This window comes from Streptomyces sp. RPA4-2 (genome assembly GCF_012273515.2).
Taxonomy (GTDB): domain Bacteria; phylum Actinomycetota; class Actinomycetes; order Streptomycetales; family Streptomycetaceae; genus Streptomyces; species Streptomyces kaempferi.
The window spans coordinates 2,562,610-2,581,483 of the sequence record NZ_CP050975.2 but is presented as its reverse complement, the minus strand read 5'-3'; the positions used below and the strand labels follow the sequence as shown (position 1 = coordinate 2,581,483).

The following is an 18,874-nucleotide window of genomic DNA, read 5'->3' as shown; positions in this document are numbered from 1 at the left end:
CACCGACGCCGTTCACGCCACCGCGCGGACCTAGAAGACCGGCGTGCCCTCCCGCGTGAGCCTCCAGTCCACCGACGCGAACTCCTTCGGGTCGAGGCTGCCCTTCGCCGTCACCCACTCGGCGATCCGCGTACGAATCTCCGTCGACTCCGACCACACCTCCTTGGCCGACGCCACATGCGGGAACGCGCCACCACCGTTCGCCCGGTAGTTGTTCACCGCGAACACGAACTGCTGCGCGTCATCCAACGCCACACCACCGAACGTCAGATTCCTGATCCGCGCACCCTCCGCCTGCGAGATGTCGATGTCGTACCGCAACCCCGACACATAGTCGTAGTTGTAGTCCGGACGGTCGTTCGCGTTCGTCAGCTTCTCCACGTCCACCACCGCACCCACCGCGGTCCGCACGAAATAGTTCGCCGAATACTCCAGGTACGCCCGCACCTGCGCACCCGTCAGCACCTTCGCCACCAACGTGTTGTCATACACGTACAGGCTCGACAGATCCCGGATCGTCACCTCACCCGCCGGAATCTCCGACGTCCGCGAGAACGGCGACGCCTGCGCGATCACCGGCAGCGACGCGTACTCCGTCCCGACCAGCGCCGCCCTGACCACGTCCTCCTGCACCTTCGTGATCAGATCGATGATCGGAGCGTCCTTGTACCGCGCCTCGACCGTCGTCAACGTCTCCGTCGCCGTACCGACCACCTGATTGACGTACTCCACCACCAACGCGTGCTCGTCCTTCAGCAGCCGGGTGATCCTCGGGTCGTCAGCCACCGAGTTCGAGTTGCGGACCGACGCCGCCACCGACTCGACCTGCCACCGCCCCTTCTCGAAAACCAACTCGAAGTCGAACACCGACAGACGCTCCGCGAACGCCAACGGCTCCGAAAGAACCACCGTCCGCCCCGACTTCGCGTTGGTGACCCTCAACTCCGGAATCTCCACATGCGCGTGCCCGACCAGAATCGCGTCGATCCCCGGCACCTGCTGCGCCACCAACGCCGCCGAGTTCTCGACATACGGCAACTGGTCACCGTACGACGACGTGCCCGACGCACCCGAGTGCGCCGACACCACGACCACGTCCGCACCCATCGAACGCAGCTTCGGCACCCACTTCGCCGCCTGCTCCTCAAGCCCCGGGAACACCAACTTGCCCTGCACGTAAGCCTTGTCCCAGATCGCGATACCCGGGTTCGTCAGACCCAGGACCGCCACCTTCACCGCCGGCGCGCCCGGAACCCGGAACGTCTTCATGAGATACGGAGGGAACGCCGGCTTCAGCGTCTTCGCGTCCAGCGCGTTCGCACCCAGCAGCGGGAAGTCGCACTGCGACTCGAACTTCCGCAGCGTCTCGATTCCGTAGTTGAACTCGTGGTTCCCCAGCGCCACCGCGTCGTACCCGATCGCGTTCATCGCCTGCGCCATCGGATGCACCGGACCGTGCTTGGCCGTGATCGGGTCCACCTTCGCGAAGTAGTACGTCAGCGGAGTGCCCTGGATCGTGTCACCCGCGTCCAGGAGCAGGGTGTTGCAACGCCCCTTCTCCTTGCGGACCGCGTTCACCAGCGTCGAGATCCGCGACAGCCCCTGCGCGTTGCCCGCCCCGTCCTGGTACTCCGCGTTCTTGAAGTAGTCCCAGTTGAAGACATGCCCGTGCAGGTCCGTCGTGCCCATCACCGTCAGCGAGTACCGCTTCACGGGCTTCTTCCCACCCCCGCCACCGACTCCGTCGCGGCCTGCGCGGACGGAGCCGCGACCGCACCCGCGAGCGCCACCCCCGCACCCGTCACGGCGGACTTCTCCAGGAACTTCCGGCGGTTCAAAGACATGTCACAGACTCCTCGGGAATCGGTCAACGACGCGCGTAGATTCTGACCCACACATGACACTCCCGAACAGGCCCCGAAGGTTTCCATCTGATGACCGGCCACCCCACGACCCACCCCACGACCACCCTCACGATGACAGAGTGGAACGCATGACCCCCACCGCAGAAGAACCCCAACCCTCCCTGCCCTACGGCACCCCCGAAGCACCCCGCATCGCCGTCCGCGGCGAAGCCCACCTCGAAGTCGACCCCGAAATCGCCCGCATCGGCATCACCGTCGCCGCCCGCGGCACCGACCGCCGAGAAGCCCTCACCGACCTCACCCGCCGCAACACCACCGCCCTCGACCTCATCAAGTCCTACGGCGACGCCGTCGAACACGTCGAGACCGGCACCTACTCCATCAGCCCCGAACTCACCAAACACGGCCGCGGCGAACGCATCCGCGCGTACCACGGCCGCGTCCACATCACCGCCGAACTCACCGACTTCACCGCACTCGGCGAACTCACCACCCGACTGGCCGACCTCGACCTCACCCGCGTCGACGGCCCCTGGTGGGACCTCCGCCCCGACTCACCCGCACACCGACAGGCCCGCCAACAAGCCGTCCACGAAGCCGTCCAACGCGCCCGCGAATACGCCGAAGCCCTCGGCACCACCCTCGCCGCCCTCGTCGAACTCGCCGACATCGCCGCCGAGAACACCCCGCCCTACCCCGCCGCCCCCGGCCGCGCCATGCGCTCCATGTCCTTCGCCGGAGCCACCCCCGAAGAAGCCCCGGCCCTCGACCTCGAACCCCAACGCCAACACGTCCACGCCCAGGTCAACGCCCGATTCACGATGACCCCACCCCAGCTGTAGCCACCGAAACCGTCACACTCGGTGACGGAACGATCCCTCCGCGCGGTCCACCGGGCGGCCGATCCACACAGCACCACCGGGACGCGATACACCCCCGGCCCCTAATCTGCTCATAGGAGCGGCCCCACGCACAATTCAACAGTTGTCAATAGTCCTTCACGCAAAGGTTGTTGAGTAGTCATGCACGGCCAATTCTCTACCCACGGGTAAGGCCTAGGCTCAAACCATGCGCCGAGCAAAAATCGTCTGCACCCTGGGCCCCGCCACCGACTCCTACGACCAGATCAAAGCCCTGGTCGACGCCGGAATGGACGTAGCCCGCTTCAACCTCAGCCACGGCACCTACGCCGAACACGAGGACCGCTACCAGCGGGTGCGAAAGGCCGCCGACGAAACCGGCCGCAGCATCGGACTCCTCGCCGACCTTCAAGGCCCGAAGATCCGACTCGGCCGCTTCACCGAAGGTCCCGTACTCCTTGAACGCGGAGACACCTTCACCATCACCGTCGAAGAAGGCGCCGAAGGCGACCGCCACACCTGCGGCACCACCTACACCGGACTCGCCACCGACGTCACCCCCGGTGAGCGCATCCTCGTCGACGACGGCAAGGTCTGCCTCGAAGTCACCACCGTCGACGGCCCCCGCGTCCACACCACCGTCATCGAAGGAGGCATGGTCTCCGACCACAAGGGCCTCAACCTCCCCGGCGTCGCCGTCTCCGTCCCCGCCCTCTCCGACAAGGACGAAGCAGACCTCCGCTGGGCCCTGCGCATGGGCTTCGACGTCATCGCCCTCTCCTTCGTCCGCACCGGCGACGACATCCGCGACGTCCACCGCATCATGGACGAGGAAGGCCGCCGCCTCCCCGTCATCGCCAAGGTCGAGAAGCCCCAGGCCGTCGACAACATCGACGGCATCGTCGCCGCCTTCGACGGCATCATGGTCGCCCGCGGCGACCTCGGCGTCGAAATGCCCCTCGAACAGGTGCCCATCGTCCAGAAGCGCGCCATCAAGCTCGCCAGGCGCAACGCCAAACCGGTCATCGTCGCCACCCAGATGCTCGACTCGATGATCGACCACTCCCGACCCACCCGCGCCGAAGCCTCCGATGTCGCCAACGCCGTCATCGACGGCACCGACGCCGTCATGCTCTCCGGCGAGACCAGCGTCGGCAAATACCCCATCGCGACCGTCCGCACCATGGCCCGCATCGTCACCGCCGCCGAAGAGGACATCCTCGCCACCGGCCTGCCACCCCTCACCGAACGCAACAAACCCCGCACCCAGGGCGGCGCCGTCGCCCGCGCCGCGGCCGAGATGGGCGACTTCCTCGGCGCCAAGTTCCTCGTCGCCTTCACCCAGTCCGGCGACACCGTCCGCCGCCTCTCCCGCTACCGCTCCCCGATCCCGCTGCTCGCCTTCACCTCGGACCCGGCGACCCGCTCCCAGCTCAGCCTGACGTGGGGGGTGGAGACCTTCCTCGGCCCGCATGTCGGCTCCACGGACGCGATGGTCGACCAGGTGGACGAACTGCTGCTGAAGTACGGCCGCTGCCGGAAGGGCGACATCGTGGTCATCACGGCCGGCTCCCCGCCCGGCGTCTCCGGCACGACGAACCTCGTCCGCGTCCACCACGTCGGAGAGGACGACAGCCCCAAGTAGAGGGGCCTCGTCAGTACTTGGGGCCCACGTGGGCGTCCATGAGGGCGACGGAGGCCTTACGGGCGACGGAGATGTTGTACGGGTTTCCGCCGCGGGTGCAGTGCCTCCACCGGACGCCGAGCGTGTCGAGGGTGTCGGTGTAGAGCCGCCGGATGTCGTCGGACACGTTGGTGAAGAAGTACCGGGGATATTCGTAGCGCTTGCGTTCACCGCCGACCATGCGGGTGGTCCAGTTGGTGATCCGACATCCGTCGGAGTGGACGAGTCCCCGGACGAATTCCCAGGGGTGGGCGCCGACGATCTCCTGCTGCCAGGGTTCGAGGTCGATGGGGCGCTCGTGTTTCTTGCCGGGGCCGTGTTGGGGGAAGAGGCAGGGCCAGTGCCGGCTGTACCCGACGACCGATACGTACCCGACCTCCTGGACCCGGCTCGACTTCCCGCTGGGGTTGGTCGCCTCGACAGCGGCGGTGCACGTCTCGATCAGACCTGGCCAGGCGTCGGCACAGGCGATGCGGAGAAAGTAGCCCGCTCGTCGGTGTGGGCTGATGCACCCGTCACCGAGGTAGAGCCCCAAGAGGTAGCTGTAGGCCGCCGTGTCGGGAGGCGCCATGGTCATCGGGCCGCACCTGGCACACGGAGCGTTCAGCATCCGCGGGAGCGGGTCGAGGCGTGATTGCCACGAACGGATCGCGGACCGGGAGGCCCCGGTCTCCTTGCTCACGGAGTTCAGGCTGCACCCCTGAGCGATCAGCGCCAGAGCTCGTTTGCGTGTGCCCACGTCGTACATGTGGCCACTTTGTGCGAGTGTTTCCGACGGCATGCAGCAAAAAGCGGATGTTCACGAGAATGGGAACATCCGCTTTACGGTGACAACCTTGGAAATGAAGGAAAAGTGCCCCAGGTGGGATTCGAACCCACACTGTCCGCTGTTTGAGAGCGGCCTCTCTAACCGGTTGGAGTACTGGGGCCTTGGAAAGGAAGGATTAGCTCAACCCCTCGGGCCACCACCTTACCGCAGCTAGGTAGGCTCTTGGGAGCAGTACCCGCCCCTGAACGAGGAGCCCCCGTGACCGCCCCCGAGTCGCCCCAGCCCGTCGCCGACGACGACAAGTCGCACGTGCCTCCGCTGACGACCCGTGTCGTCATCGCCGAGGACGAGGCGCTGATCCGTCTCGACCTGAAAGAGATGCTCGAGGAAGAGGGCTACTCCGTCGTGGGTGAGGCGGGGGACGGTGAGCAGGCCATCGAGCTGGCCCGTGAGCACAAGCCGGACCTCGTGATCCTCGACGTGAAGATGCCGAAGCTGGACGGGATCTCGGCGGCGGAGAAGATCGCGGAGGAGGGCATCGCCCCTGTTCTGATGCTGACGGCGTTCTCGCAGCGCGATCTGGTGGAGCGGGCGCGGGACGCGGGCGCGATGGCGTACCTGGTGAAGCCGTTCAGCAAGAGTGACGTGGTGCCGGCGATCGAGATGGCCGTGTCGCGGTTCGCGGAGTTGAAGCAGCTGGAGCAGGAGGTCGCGGACCTGAGTCTGCGGCTGGAGACGCGGAAGCTGGTGGACCGGGCGAAGTCGGTGCTGCAGACGGAGTACGGCCTGACGGAGCCGGCGGCGTTCCGGTGGATCCAGAAGACGTCGATGGACCGTCGGATGTCGATGCAGCAGGTGGCGGAGGCGGTCATCGCGGACGCCGCGGAGAAGAAGGCGTCGAAGGGTTAGTCCCGTCGCGTGCGAGCGCGCGAAGAGGCCCGCGTCCCCACGAGGGGCGCGGGCCTCTTCGGCTGTGGGCGGGGTGTTAGTCCTCGCCGAGGTAGGCCTTGCGTACGGACTCGTCGTGCAGGAGGTCCTGTCCGGTTCCGGAGAGCACGATGTTGCCGACTTCCATGACGTGTCCCTGGTCGGCGAGGGAGAGCGCCGCCTGGGCGTTCTGTTCGACGAGGAGGATGGTCGTGCCGTCGGACTTGAGTTCGGCGATGGTGGCCATGATCTTCTGCATCATGATCGGTGAGAGGCCCATGGAGGGTTCGTCGAGCATGAGCAGTTTGGGCTGGGACATGAGGGCGCGGCCCATGGCGAGCATCTGCTGTTCGCCGCCGGAGAGGGTTCCCGCGGCCTGCTTGCGGCGTTCCCCGAGGATGGGGAAGAGGTCGTAGGCGCGCTGGATGTCCTTCTCGATGCCTGCCTTGTCGGTGCGGAGGAAGGCTCCGAGCTGGAGGTTCTCGGTGATCGTCAGCCGGGGGAAGATGTGGCGTCCCTCGGGGGAGTGGGCGAGGCCCAGGGAGACGATCTTGTGGGCGGGGATGCCGTCGAGGGGCTGGCCGTCGAAGGTGATGCGGCCGGAGGTCGGCTTGAGGAGGCCGGAGAGGGTGCGCAGGGTGGTGGTCTTGCCGGCGCCGTTGGTGCCGATGAGGGTGACGATCTGGCCGGCTTCGACGGAGAAGGAGATGCCCTTGACGGCTTCGATCTTGCCGTAGGCGACCTTGAGGTCTTCGACCTCGAGCAGTGCGGTCACTGGGCGTTTCCTTCCTTGCTGGTGGTGCTTTCCGCGGAGGCGTCGTCCTGGGCGGCTTCCGGGGTCTCGGTGGCGTCGGGGGTTGCCGGGGCGTCGGGGGAGTCCGGGGTTTCGCCGGGTTCCGTGGTCTCCGGCGTTTCCGTGGCCGTTGCCGGTTCGGCGGTCTCCGTGGCCGGTGCCGTTTCCGTGGTCTCCGGCGTGTCCGTCTCTGCGGCCGGTTCCGTGGCCTGTGCGGGCACGGTGGCCTCGGCCGGCGTGGCCGCCGCTGTGGTGGCGCCGCCGGCTTCGGCTGCCTCGACCTCGGCGAGTTCGTCGGCGCCGGGGGCGCCTTCGAAGGGGGTGCCGAGGTAGGCGGCGATGACGCGTTCGTCGCCCTGGACGACGTCCGAGGTGCCTTCGACGAGTTTCTCGCCCTGGACGAGGCAGGCGACGCGGTCGGAGAGGTTGAAGATGAAGCGCATGTCGTGCTCGATGACGAGGACGGCGATGCCGCGGTCGCGGATGGCGAAGACGAGGTCTTCGGTCGCGCGGGTCTCCTGGGGGTTCATGCCGGCGGTGGGCTCGTCCAGGAGGAGCAGGCCGGGTTCGCTGGCCATGGCGCGGGCGATCTCGAGCTTGCGCTGTTCGCCGTAGGGGAGGTTGCGGGAGAGGTGGTCGGCCTTGTGGGCGAGGCCGATGAACTCCAGCAGTTCCATGGCGCGTTCGCGGGAGGTGGCTTCGGCCTTGCGGAAGCCGGGGCCGCGCAGGAGGGCGGACCAGAGGCCTTCCTTGGTGCGGGTGTGGCGGCCGACGAGCACGTTTTCCAGGACGGTCATGTTGGCGAAGAGCCGGATGTTCTGGAAGGTGCGGGCGATGCCGGCGCTGGTGACGAGGTGGGGCTTGGGCGGCAGGACCGTGCCCTTGTAGGAGACCTTGCCCTCGGTGGGGACGTAGAGGCCGGTGAGGCAGTTGAAGAAGGTGGTCTTGCCGGCGCCGTTGGGGCCGATGAGGCCGACGATCTCGCCGCTGTTGACGGTGAGGTCGACGCTGCGTACGGCGGTGAGGCCGCCGAAGCGCATGGTGACGCCGCTGGCCTCGAGGACGGGGCTGGGGGCTGTGGTGGTGGTCATGTGGGTCACGCCCCTGCCTTGGTGACGCCGACGGTGGAGTCGGGCAGGCCCTGTTCGGGGATGTCGATGGTCTCGTCGGTCTCGTGGAACTCGAGTTGGCGGCGACGGTTGGCGATGATGCCTTCGGGGCGGAAGCGCATGAGGATGACGAGCGCGAGGCCGAAGGCGAAGAGCTGGTACTCCTTCAGGAAGCCGAGCTTCTCGGGGAGGAGGTAGAGCAGGGTGGCGCCGAGGATGGGGCCGTTGACGGTGCCCATGCCGCCGAGGACGACCGCGGCGAGCAGGAACGCGGAGTTCGGGGGTACGGAGCCGGCGAACTGGTACGGGGCCGGGTTGACGCTGTAGCCGACGTGGGCGCTGACGGTGCCGGCGAGGCCGGCGAGGGAGGCGCCGAGTGCGAAGGCGATGAGCTTGACGCGGAAGCCGTTGATGCCCATGGCGGTGGCGGCGGTCTCGTCCTCGCGGATGGCGATCCAGGAGCGGCCGATGCGGGAGTCCGCGGCGCGGTTGAAGACGATCACGACGATGCCGGTGATGATCAGCATCAGCAGGAAGTAGTTGGCGAAGCGGCCGAGGGTGAGCGAGCCGATCTCGTGGGCGTTGCCGAAGTTGAACCCGAAGATGTTGAGGTCCGGGATCATCGAGATGCCGTTGGGGCCGTTGGTGAGGTTGGGTCCGGAGGAGCCGTCGAGGTTGTTGACGGTGATGCGGAAGATCTCTCCGAAGCCGAGGGTGACGATGGCGAGGTAGTCGCCGCGCAGTCGCAGGGTGGGGGCGCCGATGAGGACGCCGAAGACGAGCGATGCGGCCATGCCGGTGAGCATGGCGGCCCAGAAGGGGAACTGGACGCCGGAGAAGCGGGAGAACTCGGAGCCGGAGACGAGGGCGGCGGCGTAGGCGCCGACGCCGAGGAAGGCGACGTATCCGAGGTCGAGGAGCCCGGTGAGGCCGACGACGATGTTGAGGCCGAGGGCGACGGTGGCGACGACGAGGATGTTCACGCCGAGGTTGGCGTTGTGTTCGTCGTTCTCCACGAAGGGGAAGATCGCCGCGGCGAGGAACGCCATGGAGGTGGCGAATCCCTTGTGCTGGGCGTTGAGTTGGGCGAAGCGGTCGAAGAGTCCGGCGGCCTGGAGTGCCCAGACGCCGAGGACGACGAGCAGCAGGTAGCCGATGAAGGTCTCGCTGGCGTCGGGGTCGACGCCGATGCCGTAGGTGAAGACGATCAGTGCGACGGCGGTGGCGCCGGTGATGACGAGGCGTTCGCCCCAGGCGGGGAGTGCTGTGGCGGTGGGGAGGTGTTCGGGTTTGGTGACGTAGTCCTTGAAGGTGTCACCGGGCTTGGGGAGTGCCAGGGCGCCGAGGAGGGCGATGAGGGAGGCGACGGCGGCGACGTAGGCGCCGGGGTCGAGGGCGACGAGGCCCTTGAGGTCGACGGCGATGGCGATGGCGCTGAACCAGCTGATGGCGAACGCGGAGGCGGTGGCGAGGACGACCGGTGCGGTGGCGGCGGTCGGGTTGAGCCAGCGCAGTCCGCGGATGCCGTAGTGGGTGAGCGCGAAGAGGAGGGCGAGGGCGCCCGCGACGAGGTCGAGGACCTGGAGGCCGGCGGGGGAGCCGTAGTAGGTGAGGTCGCCGGGGAAGTCGGCCGTGTAGGTCCACGACATGAAGGTGCTGGCGATGGTGCCGATGGCGCCGACGGCGATGAGGACGCGGGCGGCCGTCTGCGGGAGGGCGATCAGGCCGGCCGTGGGTGCGGTGGCCCCGGTGGTGTTCTCTGCGGTGTTCTCGGTGGTTGCCATGGTGCTCACGCCCTGTCCGCGACGCGTTCGCCGACCAGACCTTGTGGTCTGAACAGCAGTACGAGGATGAGGAGGACGAAGGCCCAGACGGAGGACCAGCCGCCGCCGCCGAGCTGCTGCATGCCGGGGATGCCGTCGATGTAGGAGGTGGCCATGGTTTCGGCGAGGCCGAGGACGAGGCCGCCGATCATGGCGCCGTAGATGTTGCCGATGCCGCCGAGGACGGCCGCGGTGAAGGCCTTGAGGCCCATCTGGAAGCCCATGTTGTACTGGATGGTGCCGTAGCGCAGGCCGTAGGCGATGGCGGCCACGGCGGCGAAGAAGCCGCCGATCGCGAAGGCGATCACGATGATCTTGTTGGTGTCGATGCCCATGAGCTGGGCGGTGTCCGGGTCCTGGGCGGTGGCCTGCATGGCGCGGCCGGTGCGGGACATGCGGACGAAGAGGGCGAGGGCCGCCATGCAGAGGGGGGCGGCGATGATGACGAAGACGGAGCCGCTCTGGACGCTGATGGAGCCGAGGTGCCAGGGGCCGAAGTCGAGTTGGGGGAACTTGCGGTCGGTCTTGGCGTTCGGGTACCAGTTGAAGACGGCCTGCTGGAGTGCGAGGGAGAGGCCGATGGCGGTGATGAGTGGTGCGAGGCGTGGTGCGCCGCGCAGTGGACGGTAGGCGAACCGTTCCGCCCCGACGGCGATCAGGACGGCGACGAGGCCACCGCCGATGAGCATCGCCGGAAGGGCTATCCACATGGATGTGCCGTCGGGCAGGACGTAGAGGTAGACCGTGAGTGCGCCGAAGCCTCCGGTCATGAAGATCTCGCCGTGGGCGAAGTTGATGAGCTGGACGATGCCGTACACCATCGTGTAGCCGATGGCGATCAGCCCGTACATCGAGCCGAGGAACAGCCCGTTGGCCAGCTGCTGCGGCAGGGTGTTCACCGCATGGCCTCCATGTGGGTGGGGAGAGTGAACGGGAGTATGGAGCGGGCCGCGCGGTGACGTGTGGTCGAGGCCGCGCGGCCCTGGGGTTGTACTAGCGGCGGATCGGATCCGATGGGATCAGATCGGGTCAGCCGTTGAACGTGCCGCTCTTCACGGCCTTCCACTTGCCGGCGACGACCTGGTAGACGGTGAGCTGCTTGTTGGTGGTGTCACCGAACTCGTCGAAGGAGACGGGGCCGGCGATGCCGTCGAACTTCGTCTTCTGGACCTCGTCGACGATCTTGGCGCGGGCGCCGTCGGGGACCTTGCCGTCCTTCACGACGTTGCCGATCGCCTTGATGATGGCGGTGGCGGCGTCGTAGGAGTAACCGCCGTAGGTGCCGTAGTCGCCCTTGAGGCCGGAGGCCTTGTACTTCTTGATGAAGTCCGCGGCGGAGGCCAGGGAGTCGACAGGCTGGCCGACCGAGGTGACGAGGTCGCCCTCGGAGGTCTTGCCGGCGGTCTGGATGTAGGTGTCGCTGAACATGCCGTCGCCACCGAACACGGGGATCTTGGCGCCGCCGTCCTTGAGCTGCTTGGTGAGCTTCTCGGACTCGTCGTACTGGCCGCCGTAGTAGACGAGGTCGGCCTTGGAGTTCTTGATCTTGGTGACGAGGGCGGAGAAGTCGGTGTCGCCGGTGTTGACGTGGTCCTCGCCCGCGACCTTGCCGCCGCCCTTGGTGAAGCCGGCCTTGAACAGCTTGGCCAGGCCGGCGCCGTAGGTCTGCTTGTCGTCGACGACGAAGACGTTCTTCTTCTTGAGCGTGGTGGTCGCGTACTCGGCCGCGAAGCCGCCCTGGAGGGCGTCGGTGGTGGCGGTGCGGAAGTACGTCTTGAACGGGCGGGACTTCGAGGTCTGCCAGTTCTTGCCCTGGGTGAGTTCGGGCGCCGTGTTGGAGGGCGAGATCTCGACCAGGTTGGCGGTCGCGAAGACCTGCTGCATCTGGGTGGCGACACCGGAGTTGAGCGGGCCGACGACGCCGAGCACCTTGTCGTTGCCGACGAGGGCGGTGGCGTTCTGCTGGCCGCTGGCGGGGATCGCCTTGTCGTCGAGCGCCTGGACCTTGAAGGTCACGCCGGGAACGGTGTTGTTCTTGTTGGCGTCGTCGACGGCGATCTGGACGCCGCCCTGGATGCCGAGGCCGGTGGCGGAGTTCTGACCGGTCAGCGGGGCGTCGACGCCGATGATGATCTCGGTCTTCTTGCCGCTGTCCTTGTTCCCACCGTCGTCGCGCGAACCGCAGGCGGTCAGCGTGAGTGCTCCCGTGGTGAGCACGGAGGTGAGTATGACCAAAGAACGCTGTCGCACGATGATTCCTCTCCCTGGCGCAGCAGCTCGGCTGAGCCGCTGTGAGTCTCGCCGGGCCGTACTGGTGTTACAGATGCCGTGCTGCAGACGCGCCCGGCGGCGCGGTGACTGGCCGTGACTCTAAGCCTGTCTGTGGGCCCCGGCATCGTGGTGGGCTGGCTTGTGACTTTCTTGTTATGACGTGCTGGTTGGTGAGCTTCGAGGAAGGGTGCTCTCGGCCGGTTTGGCGGAATTTCCGCGAAGTCCACATGTTGAGAATTCGCACTTCCGGTTGTGCGTGGGTGAGCGTCCGGGTCGGACGGCGTCGCAGGTCGCGTGGAGGAGCGCGGAAAGATCCCTGGAGTACTGGGCTTCGAGGGGGGAACTCCGGTGCTGTATTGCGCGCGTGTTACGCAGCGTTACGTCGGGCGCGGCGGGGTTCGGCGTCGAGGGGGAGTCCGGAACGCTCGGTCACGGAGGTGTGGACCGTGATCCGGTGGGTTGTCCCGGCGTGCGCGGTAAAGGGCGCGTGCGGTGGGGTCCGGGCCTGAAGTCCGGTGAAGGTGGTGGTGATCCCGTATGCGGTGGATGCGTCGCAACGGGGTTGCGGGTGGGCCGAGTCGGGTGGGGTGGCCTGTGACTCGGTCTCGTCCGGGCGGAGTTGGCGCCCGGCGTGCCCCATGTTCCTTGCGGAGGTGGCGTCTTGAGGGAGTGGCAGACGTGGAGGGGGTGGTCGCGGCAGGGGTGCGGGCGGGGCGCGGGTCCGGCTTAAGCTCCGGGGGGGAGTCGGCGGGGCGGGCGGGGTCGGGGCGGCGGGGTGAGGCTCAACTCCCGCCGTGTCGCGCCGACTCGGCCGCGGTCGCGGCTTAAACCGTACCCGTACCTGTCAGCTACGTCCGTACCTGCGTCGTGCGGGCCTCGCCGTCCACTCGTACGGCCGTCCGCCCGTACAGCCGTCCGCCCGTCCTGTCCGTCCGCCTGCCCACGCGTCCGCCGGTGCGGCGGGCGGGTGGGCAGGCGGGATCATCCGGCGTTCGTGCGCGGTCGCGCGTCAGCCCTGGGAACGCACGTGCTGTTCGTCGCCGGGCTTCACGTCCCGGAGCAGACAGGTCAGGCGTGCGGTGCACACGCGCTTGCCGTCCTCGTCCGTGATGACGATCTCGTACGTGGCCGTGGAGCGCCCCCGGTGGACGGGTGTGGCCACGCCCGTGACGAGCCCGGAGCGCGCCCCGCGGTGGTGGGTGCAGTTCAGGTCGACGCCGACGGCGATCTTGGTGCTGCCGCCGTGCAGCATGGAGCCGACGGAGCCGAGGGTCTCCGCGAGGACGGCGGACGCGCCGCCGTGCAGCAGTCCGTACGGCTGGGTGTTGCCCTCCACGGGCATGGTGCCGACGACCCGGTCCGCGGAGGCTTCGACGATCTGCACGCCCATGCGGGTGCCGAGGTGGCCCGCAGAGAAGAGGGCGGGCAGGTCGACGCCGAGCGCGGCGTACTCGTCGAGGACCTCTTGCGGGAACTTCACGTGGCTCTGCTCGCCCATGGGGGCCGGCTCCGATCGTCGTGGATCTCTCTGGCTGACTTCCTGAGCAAACGCTCAGTCGGTGGCCGATTGTTCCAGACGGACCACGACGGATTTGCTGGCCGGGGTGTTGCTGGTGTCGGCGGTGGCGTCGAGCGGGACGAGGACGTTGGTCTCCGGGTAGTAGGAGGCCGCGCAGCCGAGGGCGGTCGGGTAGTGCACGACGCGGAAGCCGGGGGCGCGCCGCTCCAGGCCGTCCTGCCACTCGCTGACCAGGTCGACGTACGAGCCGTCGGCGACGCCGAGCGAGCGTGCGTCCTCGGGGTTGACCAGGACGACCCGGCGGCCGTTCTTGATGCCCCGGTAGCGGTCGTCCAGGCCGTAGATCGTGGTGTTGTACTGGTCGTGCGAGCGCAGGGTCTGCAGCAGCAGCCGGCCCTCGGGGAGCTTCGGGTACTCGACGGGCGCGGCGGTGAAGTTGGCCTTGCCCGTGGCGGTCGGGAAGCGGCGTTCGTCGCGCGGGGCGTGCGGGAGGGCGAATCCCGCGGGGTCGGCCACGCGCGTGTTGAAGTCCTCGAAGCCGGGGATCACGCGCGCTATGCGGTCGCGAACGGTCGCGTAGTCCTTCTCGAACTCCTCCCAGGGGGTGCGGGAGTCGTCGCCGAGCACGCGGCGGGCGAGGCGGCACACGATGGCCGGTTCGGACAGCAGGTGGGTGCTCGCGGGCTGCAGGCGGCCGCGTGAGGCGTGGACCATGCCCATGGAGTCCTCGACGGTCACGAACTGCTCGCCGCCGCCCTGGAGATCGCGCTCGGTGCGGCCGAGGGTGGGCAGGATCAGCGCACGCGCGCCGGTGACCACGTGCGAGCGGTTGAGCTTCGTCGACACGTGCACGGTGAGGCGGGCGCGGCGCATGGCGGCCTCGGTGACCTCGGTGTCGGGGGAGGCGGACACGAAGTTGCCACCCATGGCGAAGAAGACCTTCGCGTCGCCGTCGCGCAGGGCGCGGATGGCCCGGACGACGTCGTAGCCGTGTTCGCGGGGCGGGGCGAAGCCGAACTCCTTCTCCAGGGCGTCCAGGAAGGCCGGGGCGGGGCGCTCGAAGATGCCCATGGTGCGGTCGCCCTGCACGTTCGAGTGGCCGCGGACCGGGCAGACGCCCGCGCCGGGGCGGCCGATGTTGCCGCGCAGCAGCAGGAAGTTGACGACTTCGCGGATCGTCGGCACGGAGTGCTTGTGCTGGGTGAGGCCCATGGCCCAGCAGACGATGGTGCGCCGTGAGGCGAGGACCATGGCCAGGGCTTCGTCGATCTTCGCGCGGGTGAGGCCGGTCGCGGTGAGCGTCTCGTCCCAGTCGGCGGCACGGGCGGTGGCCGCGAACTCCTCGTATCCGTGGGTGTGCTCGGTGACGAACTCCTGGTCGACGGCGCCCTCCGTGTCCAGGACGAGCTTGTTCAGGAGGCGGAAGAGGGCCTGGTCGCCGCCGAGGCGGATCTGCAGGAAGAGGTCGGTGAGGGCGGCGCCCTTGAGCATGCCCTGCGGGGTCTGCGGGTTCTTGAAGCGCTCCAGGCCCGCTTCGGGGAGCGGGTTCACGCTGATGATCTTCGCGCCGTTGGCCTTGGCCTTCTCCAGGGCGGAGAGCATGCGGGGGTGGTTCGTGCCGGGGTTCTGCCCGGCGACGATGATCAGGTCCGCCTGGTGGAGGTCGTCGAGCAGGACGCTGCCCTTGCCGATGCCGATGGTCTCGGAGAGCGCGGATCCCGAGGACTCGTGGCACATGTTCGAGCAGTCGGGGAGGTTGTTCGTGCCGAGTTCGCGGGCGAAGAGCTGGTAGAGGAAGGCGGCCTCGTTGCTCGTGCGTCCGGAGGTGTAGAAGAGGGCCTCGTCGGGGGAGCCGAGGGCGGTGAGCTCCTCGGCGACGATGTCGAAGGCGCGCTCCCAGGTCACCGGCTCGTAGTGGTCGGCTCCCGCGGGCAGGTACATGGGGTGGGTGAGGCGGCCCTGCTGTCCGAGCCAGTAGCCGCTGCGGCCGGCGAGGTCGGTGACGGGGTGCTCGGCGAAGAACTCGGGGGTGACCCGGCGCAGGGTCGCCTCCTCGGCCACCGCCTTCGCGCCGTTCTCGCAGAACTCCGCCGTGTGCCGGTGCTCCGGCTCGGGCCAGGCACAGCCGGGGCAGTCGAAGCCGTCCTTCTGGTTGACCCTGAGCAGGGTGAGCGCGGTGCGGCGCACGCCCATCTGCTGCTGGGCGATCCGCAGGGTGTGTCCGATCGCGGGCAGCCCGGCCGCGGCGTGCTTCGGTTCGGCGATCTGCGGCGCGTCCTGAACCGGATCGCTCTTGGGCGGCTTGCCGGCCATCGCTGAACCCCTTTCGCGTGCCTGTGTGCGGTACCTGTTCGATCCTCGCACGCGGTGGGGACAACGTGTGCGGCCGGTCCCGGACGGTCCGCGCTGTCAGTGGGGCGTGGCAGGATCGGGGGCGTGGCAGAAACAGCATCGAAGAAGACCGAGAAGCCCGCGGGTACGAGCCGTCCGCGACTGATGCTCATGGATGGGCACTCGCTGGCGTACCGCGCGTTCTTCGCGCTGCCCGCGGAGAACTTCACGACCGCGAGCGGCCAGCCGACGAACGCGATCTACGGTTTCGCGTCGATGCTGGCGAACACGCTGCGCGACGAGGCGCCCACGCATTTCGCGGTGGCGTTCGACGTCTCGCGCAAGACCTGGCGCTCCGAGGAGTTCACGGAGTACAAGGCGAACAGGTCGAAGACCCCGGACGAGTTCAAGGGCCAGGTCGAGCTGATCGGTGAGCTGCTGGACGCGATGCACGCGCAGCGTTTCGCGGTGGACGGCTTCGAGGCCGACGACATCATCGCCACGCTCGCCACGCAGGCCGAGGCGGAGGGCTTCGAGGTCCTGATCGTCACCGGCGACCGTGACTCCTTCCAACTGGTTTCGGAGCACACGACGGTCCTGTACCCGACGAAGGGTGTCTCCGAGCTGACCCGGTTCACTCCGGAGAAGGTCGTCGAGAAGTACGGGTTGACGCCGGCGCAGTACCCCGACTTCGCGGCGCTGCGCGGCGACCCGTCGGACAACCTGCCGGGCATTCCCGGTGTCGGTGAGAAGACGGCCGCGAAGTGGATCAACCAGTTCGGTTCGTTCGCGGAGCTGGTCGAGCGCGTCGACGAGGTGAAGGGCAAGGCCGGCCAGAATCTCCGTGACCACCTGGAGGCGGTGCGGCTCAACCGCCGTCTCACGGAGATGGTGAAGGACGTGGAGCTGCCGAGGGCGGTCACGGATCTGGAGCGCGCGGCGTACGACCGTACGGCCGTGACGATGGTCCTGGACACCCTGGAGATCCGTAACCCCTCGCTGCGTGAGCGCCTGTTCGCCGTCGACCCGGGGGCGCAGGAGGCCGAGGCGGCGGCGCCGGTCGCCGCCGGTGTCGAGCTGGACGGCGCGGTGCTGGGCGCGGGCGAGCTGAAGCCGTGGCTCGCCGAGCACGGCACCGCGGTCCTGGGTCTGGCCACGGTCGACGCGTGGGCGCTGGGCGCCGGCTCGGTGACGGAGATCGCGCTCGCCGCGGCGGAGGGGGCGGCAGCCTGGTTCGACCCCTCGGAGCTGGACGAGGGCGACGAGAACGCGTTCGCGAAGTGGCTCGCCGACCCCGCGAAGCCCAAGGTGCTGCACAACGCCAAGGGCGTGATGCGGGTCTTCGCCGAGCACGGCTGGAGCGTCGAGGGCGTGTCCATGGACACCGCGCTCGCCGCCTATCTGGTCAAGCCGGGTCGCCGTTCCTTCGCGCTGGACGCGCTGTCGCTGGAGTATCTGGGGCGGGAGCTGGGTCCGGCCGCCGCGGCCGACGGGCAGCTGGCCTTCGGCACGGACGACGGCGCCGAGGCCGAGGCGCTGATGGCGCAGGCCCGCACGATCCTCGACCTCGGCGAGGCGTTCGACGAGAAGCTGCCGGAGGTCGGCGCGGCCGATCTGCTGCGGGACATGGAGCTGCCCACGTCGGCGCTGCTGGCGCGCTTGGAGCGGTACGGCATCGCGGCCGACCGGGCGCACCTGGAGGCCATGGAGCAGATGTTCGGTGCCGCCGTGCAGCAGGCGGTGAAGGAGGCGCACGCCTCCGTGGGCCACGAGTTCAACCTCGGCTCGCCCAAGCAGCTCCAGGAGGTCTTCTTCGGGGAGCTCGATCTGCCCAAGACGAAGAAGACGAAGACGGGTTACACGACGGACGCGGACGCGCTGGCCTGGCTGGCCACGCAGACCGACCACGAGCTGCCCGTCATCATGCTCCGCCACCGCGAGCAGGCGAAGCTGCGCGTGACCGTCGAGGGCCTGATCAAGACGATCGCCGCGGACGGCCGGATCCACACCACCTTCAACCAGACGGTGGCGGCGACGGGCCGCCTGTCGTCGGTGGACCCGAACCTGCAGAACATCCCGGTGCGTACGGAGGAGGGCCGCGCGATCCGCCGCGGCTTCGTGGTCGGTGAGGGCTTCGAGTCGCTGATGACCGCGGACTACAGCCAGATCGAGCTGCGGGTGATGGCCCATCTGTCCGAGGACGAGGGCCTGCTCGAGGCGTTCACGTCGGGCGAGGACCTGCACACGACGGTGGCGTCCCAGGTGTTCTCGGTCGAGCGCCCGGGGGTCGACGCGGAGATGCGACGCAAGATCAAGGCCATGTCGTACGGCCTGGCGTACGGGCTGTCGGCGTTCGGTCTGTCCCAGCAGCTGAACATCGACGCGGGCGAGGCACGGGCCCTGATGGAAACGTACTTCGAGCGCTTCGGCGGTGTCCGCGACTATCTGCGCCGGGTCGTGGACGAGGCGCGTGCCACGGGGTACACGGAGACCCTCTTCGGGCGGCGTCGTTATCTGCCCGACCTGAACAGCGACAACCGTCAGCGTCGCGAGACGGCCGAGCGCATGGCACTGAACGCGCCGATCCAGGGCACGGCCGCGGACATCGTCAAGATCGCGATGCTGAACGTCGACCGGGCGCTGCGCGAGGCCGGTCTGAAGTCCCGCATGCTCCTCCAGGTCCATGACGAAATCGTCCTGGAGATCGCCCCGGGGGAGCGCGCGAAGACCGAGGAGCTCCTGCGCCGCGAGATGGCGTCCGCCGTCGATCTCCGGGCTCCGCTCGACGTCTCCGTCGGCTCGGGAGCCGACTGGGAATCGGCGGCGCACTAGCCGCTTCGGCGACCGAGGTTCCGGGTGACCGCGGACCGGGGAGCCTGCACCGTCACCGGACCGGGCCCGGCACCATCTGGTGCCGGGCCCG

12 protein-coding genes, 1 tRNA gene and 1 pseudogene are annotated in these 18,874 nt (G+C 68.4%); 4 read left to right on the top strand and 10 right to left on the bottom strand.

The features are described from left to right. Positions 1-30 precede the first annotated feature (30 nt). Positions 31-1,844 (bottom strand): annotated as a pseudogene (locus HEP85_RS11060) (bifunctional UDP-sugar hydrolase/5'-nucleotidase). Positions 1,845-1,993: 149 nt separating this feature from the next. On the opposite strand from HEP85_RS11060, the gene HEP85_RS11055 reads away from it, so the two are divergent. Both HEP85_RS11055 and pyk read left to right on the top strand, forming a co-directional pair. Beyond that, a complete protein-coding gene (locus tag HEP85_RS11055) occupies positions 1,994-2,707 on the top strand; it encodes an SIMPL domain-containing protein (RefSeq protein WP_168527631.1) in 714 nt (237 codons plus the stop codon). A gap of 226 nt (positions 2,708-2,933) precedes the next feature. Further along, complete coding sequence (pyk, locus tag HEP85_RS11050) at positions 2,934-4,370, top strand: pyruvate kinase (protein WP_168527630.1); 1,437 nt, start codon at positions 2,934-2,936, stop codon at positions 4,368-4,370. Positions 4,371-4,380: 10 nt separating this feature from the next. Here the strand turns inward: pyk and HEP85_RS11045 are convergent, their stop codons facing one another. Together HEP85_RS11045 and HEP85_RS11040 are read right to left on the bottom strand one after the other, a co-directional pair. Then, positions 4,381-5,157 (bottom strand): helix-turn-helix domain-containing protein, encoded by a 777-nt coding sequence (locus HEP85_RS11045; protein WP_168527629.1) that lies wholly within the window; start codon positions 5,155-5,157, stop codon positions 4,381-4,383. 106 nt (positions 5,158-5,263) lie between these two features. Beyond that, positions 5,264-5,338: transfer RNA gene (locus tag HEP85_RS11040), tRNA-Leu, on the bottom strand. A 98-nt stretch (positions 5,339-5,436) separates the two neighbouring features. Here HEP85_RS11040 and HEP85_RS11035 point away from each other — a divergent pair. After that, positions 5,437-6,087, top strand: coding sequence for an ANTAR domain-containing response regulator (locus HEP85_RS11035; protein ID WP_168527628.1), 651 nt, complete (start codon positions 5,437-5,439; stop codon positions 6,085-6,087). Positions 6,088-6,163: 76 nt separating this feature from the next. Here HEP85_RS11035 and HEP85_RS11030 read toward each other — a convergent pair whose 3' ends face one another. From HEP85_RS11030 to HEP85_RS11000, 7 genes are all read right to left on the bottom strand, one after another. Beyond that, complete coding sequence (locus HEP85_RS11030) at positions 6,164-6,880, bottom strand: ABC transporter ATP-binding protein (protein WP_153291150.1); 717 nt, start codon at positions 6,878-6,880, stop codon at positions 6,164-6,166. Then, complete coding sequence (locus HEP85_RS11025) at positions 6,877-7,989, bottom strand: ABC transporter ATP-binding protein (RefSeq protein ID WP_168527627.1); 1,113 nt, start codon at positions 7,987-7,989, stop codon at positions 6,877-6,879. Before HEP85_RS11025 ends, HEP85_RS11030 begins: the two co-directional genes overlap by 4 nt. Positions 7,990-7,994: 5 nt before the next feature. After that, complete coding sequence (locus tag HEP85_RS11020; RefSeq protein WP_168533523.1) at positions 7,995-9,791, bottom strand: branched-chain amino acid ABC transporter permease; 1,797 nt, start codon at positions 9,789-9,791, stop codon at positions 7,995-7,997. A gap of 5 nt (positions 9,792-9,796) precedes the next feature. Continuing rightward, the gene (locus HEP85_RS11015; RefSeq protein WP_168527626.1) at positions 9,797-10,729 is read right to left on the bottom strand and encodes a branched-chain amino acid ABC transporter permease; all 933 of its coding nucleotides are present in this window, start codon (positions 10,727-10,729) and stop codon (positions 9,797-9,799) included. Positions 10,730-10,859: 130 nt separating this feature from the next. Further along, positions 10,860-12,080, bottom strand: coding sequence for a branched-chain amino acid ABC transporter substrate-binding protein (locus HEP85_RS11010; RefSeq protein ID WP_168527625.1), 1,221 nt, complete (start codon positions 12,078-12,080; stop codon positions 10,860-10,862). 1,030 nt (positions 12,081-13,110) lie between these two features. After that, positions 13,111-13,599 (bottom strand): PaaI family thioesterase, encoded by a 489-nt coding sequence (locus tag HEP85_RS11005; protein WP_168527624.1) that lies wholly within the window; start codon positions 13,597-13,599, stop codon positions 13,111-13,113. A gap of 54 nt (positions 13,600-13,653) precedes the next feature. After that, entirely contained in the window at positions 13,654-15,933 is a 2,280-nt protein-coding gene (locus tag HEP85_RS11000; RefSeq protein WP_168527623.1) for an FdhF/YdeP family oxidoreductase, read from the bottom strand. A 123-nt stretch (positions 15,934-16,056) separates the two neighbouring features. Here HEP85_RS11000 and polA point away from each other — a divergent pair, with 123 nt between their 5' ends. After that, positions 16,057-18,783: a DNA polymerase I gene (gene polA, locus HEP85_RS10995; RefSeq protein WP_168527622.1), complete on the top strand. Its 2,727-nt coding sequence runs from the start codon at positions 16,057-16,059 to the stop codon at positions 18,781-18,783. The last annotated feature ends 91 nt before the right edge of the window (positions 18,784-18,874 follow it).

Excerpts from the sequence above, each read along its gene's own strand:
- HEP85_RS11055 (WP_168527631.1), top strand. The coding sequence starts at position 1,994 with ATGACCCCCACCGCAGAAGAACCCCAACCCTCCCTGCCCTACGGCACC.
- pyk (WP_168527630.1), top strand. The coding sequence starts at position 2,934 with ATGCGCCGAGCAAAAATCGTCTGCACCCTGGGCCCCGCCACCGACTCC.
- HEP85_RS11045 (WP_168527629.1), bottom strand. The coding sequence starts at position 5,157 with ATGTACGACGTGGGCACACGCAAACGAGCTCTGGCGCTGATCGCTCAG.
- HEP85_RS11025 (WP_168527627.1), bottom strand. The coding sequence starts at position 7,989 with ATGACCACCACCACAGCCCCCAGCCCCGTCCTCGAGGCCAGCGGCGTC.
- HEP85_RS11020 (WP_168533523.1), bottom strand. The coding sequence starts at position 9,791 with ATGGCAACCACCGAGAACACCGCAGAGAACACCACCGGGGCCACCGCA.
- HEP85_RS11005 (WP_168527624.1), bottom strand. The coding sequence starts at position 13,599 with ATGGGCGAGCAGAGCCACGTGAAGTTCCCGCAAGAGGTCCTCGACGAG.
- HEP85_RS11000 (WP_168527623.1), bottom strand. The coding sequence starts at position 15,933 with ATGGCCGGCAAGCCGCCCAAGAGCGATCCGGTTCAGGACGCGCCGCAG.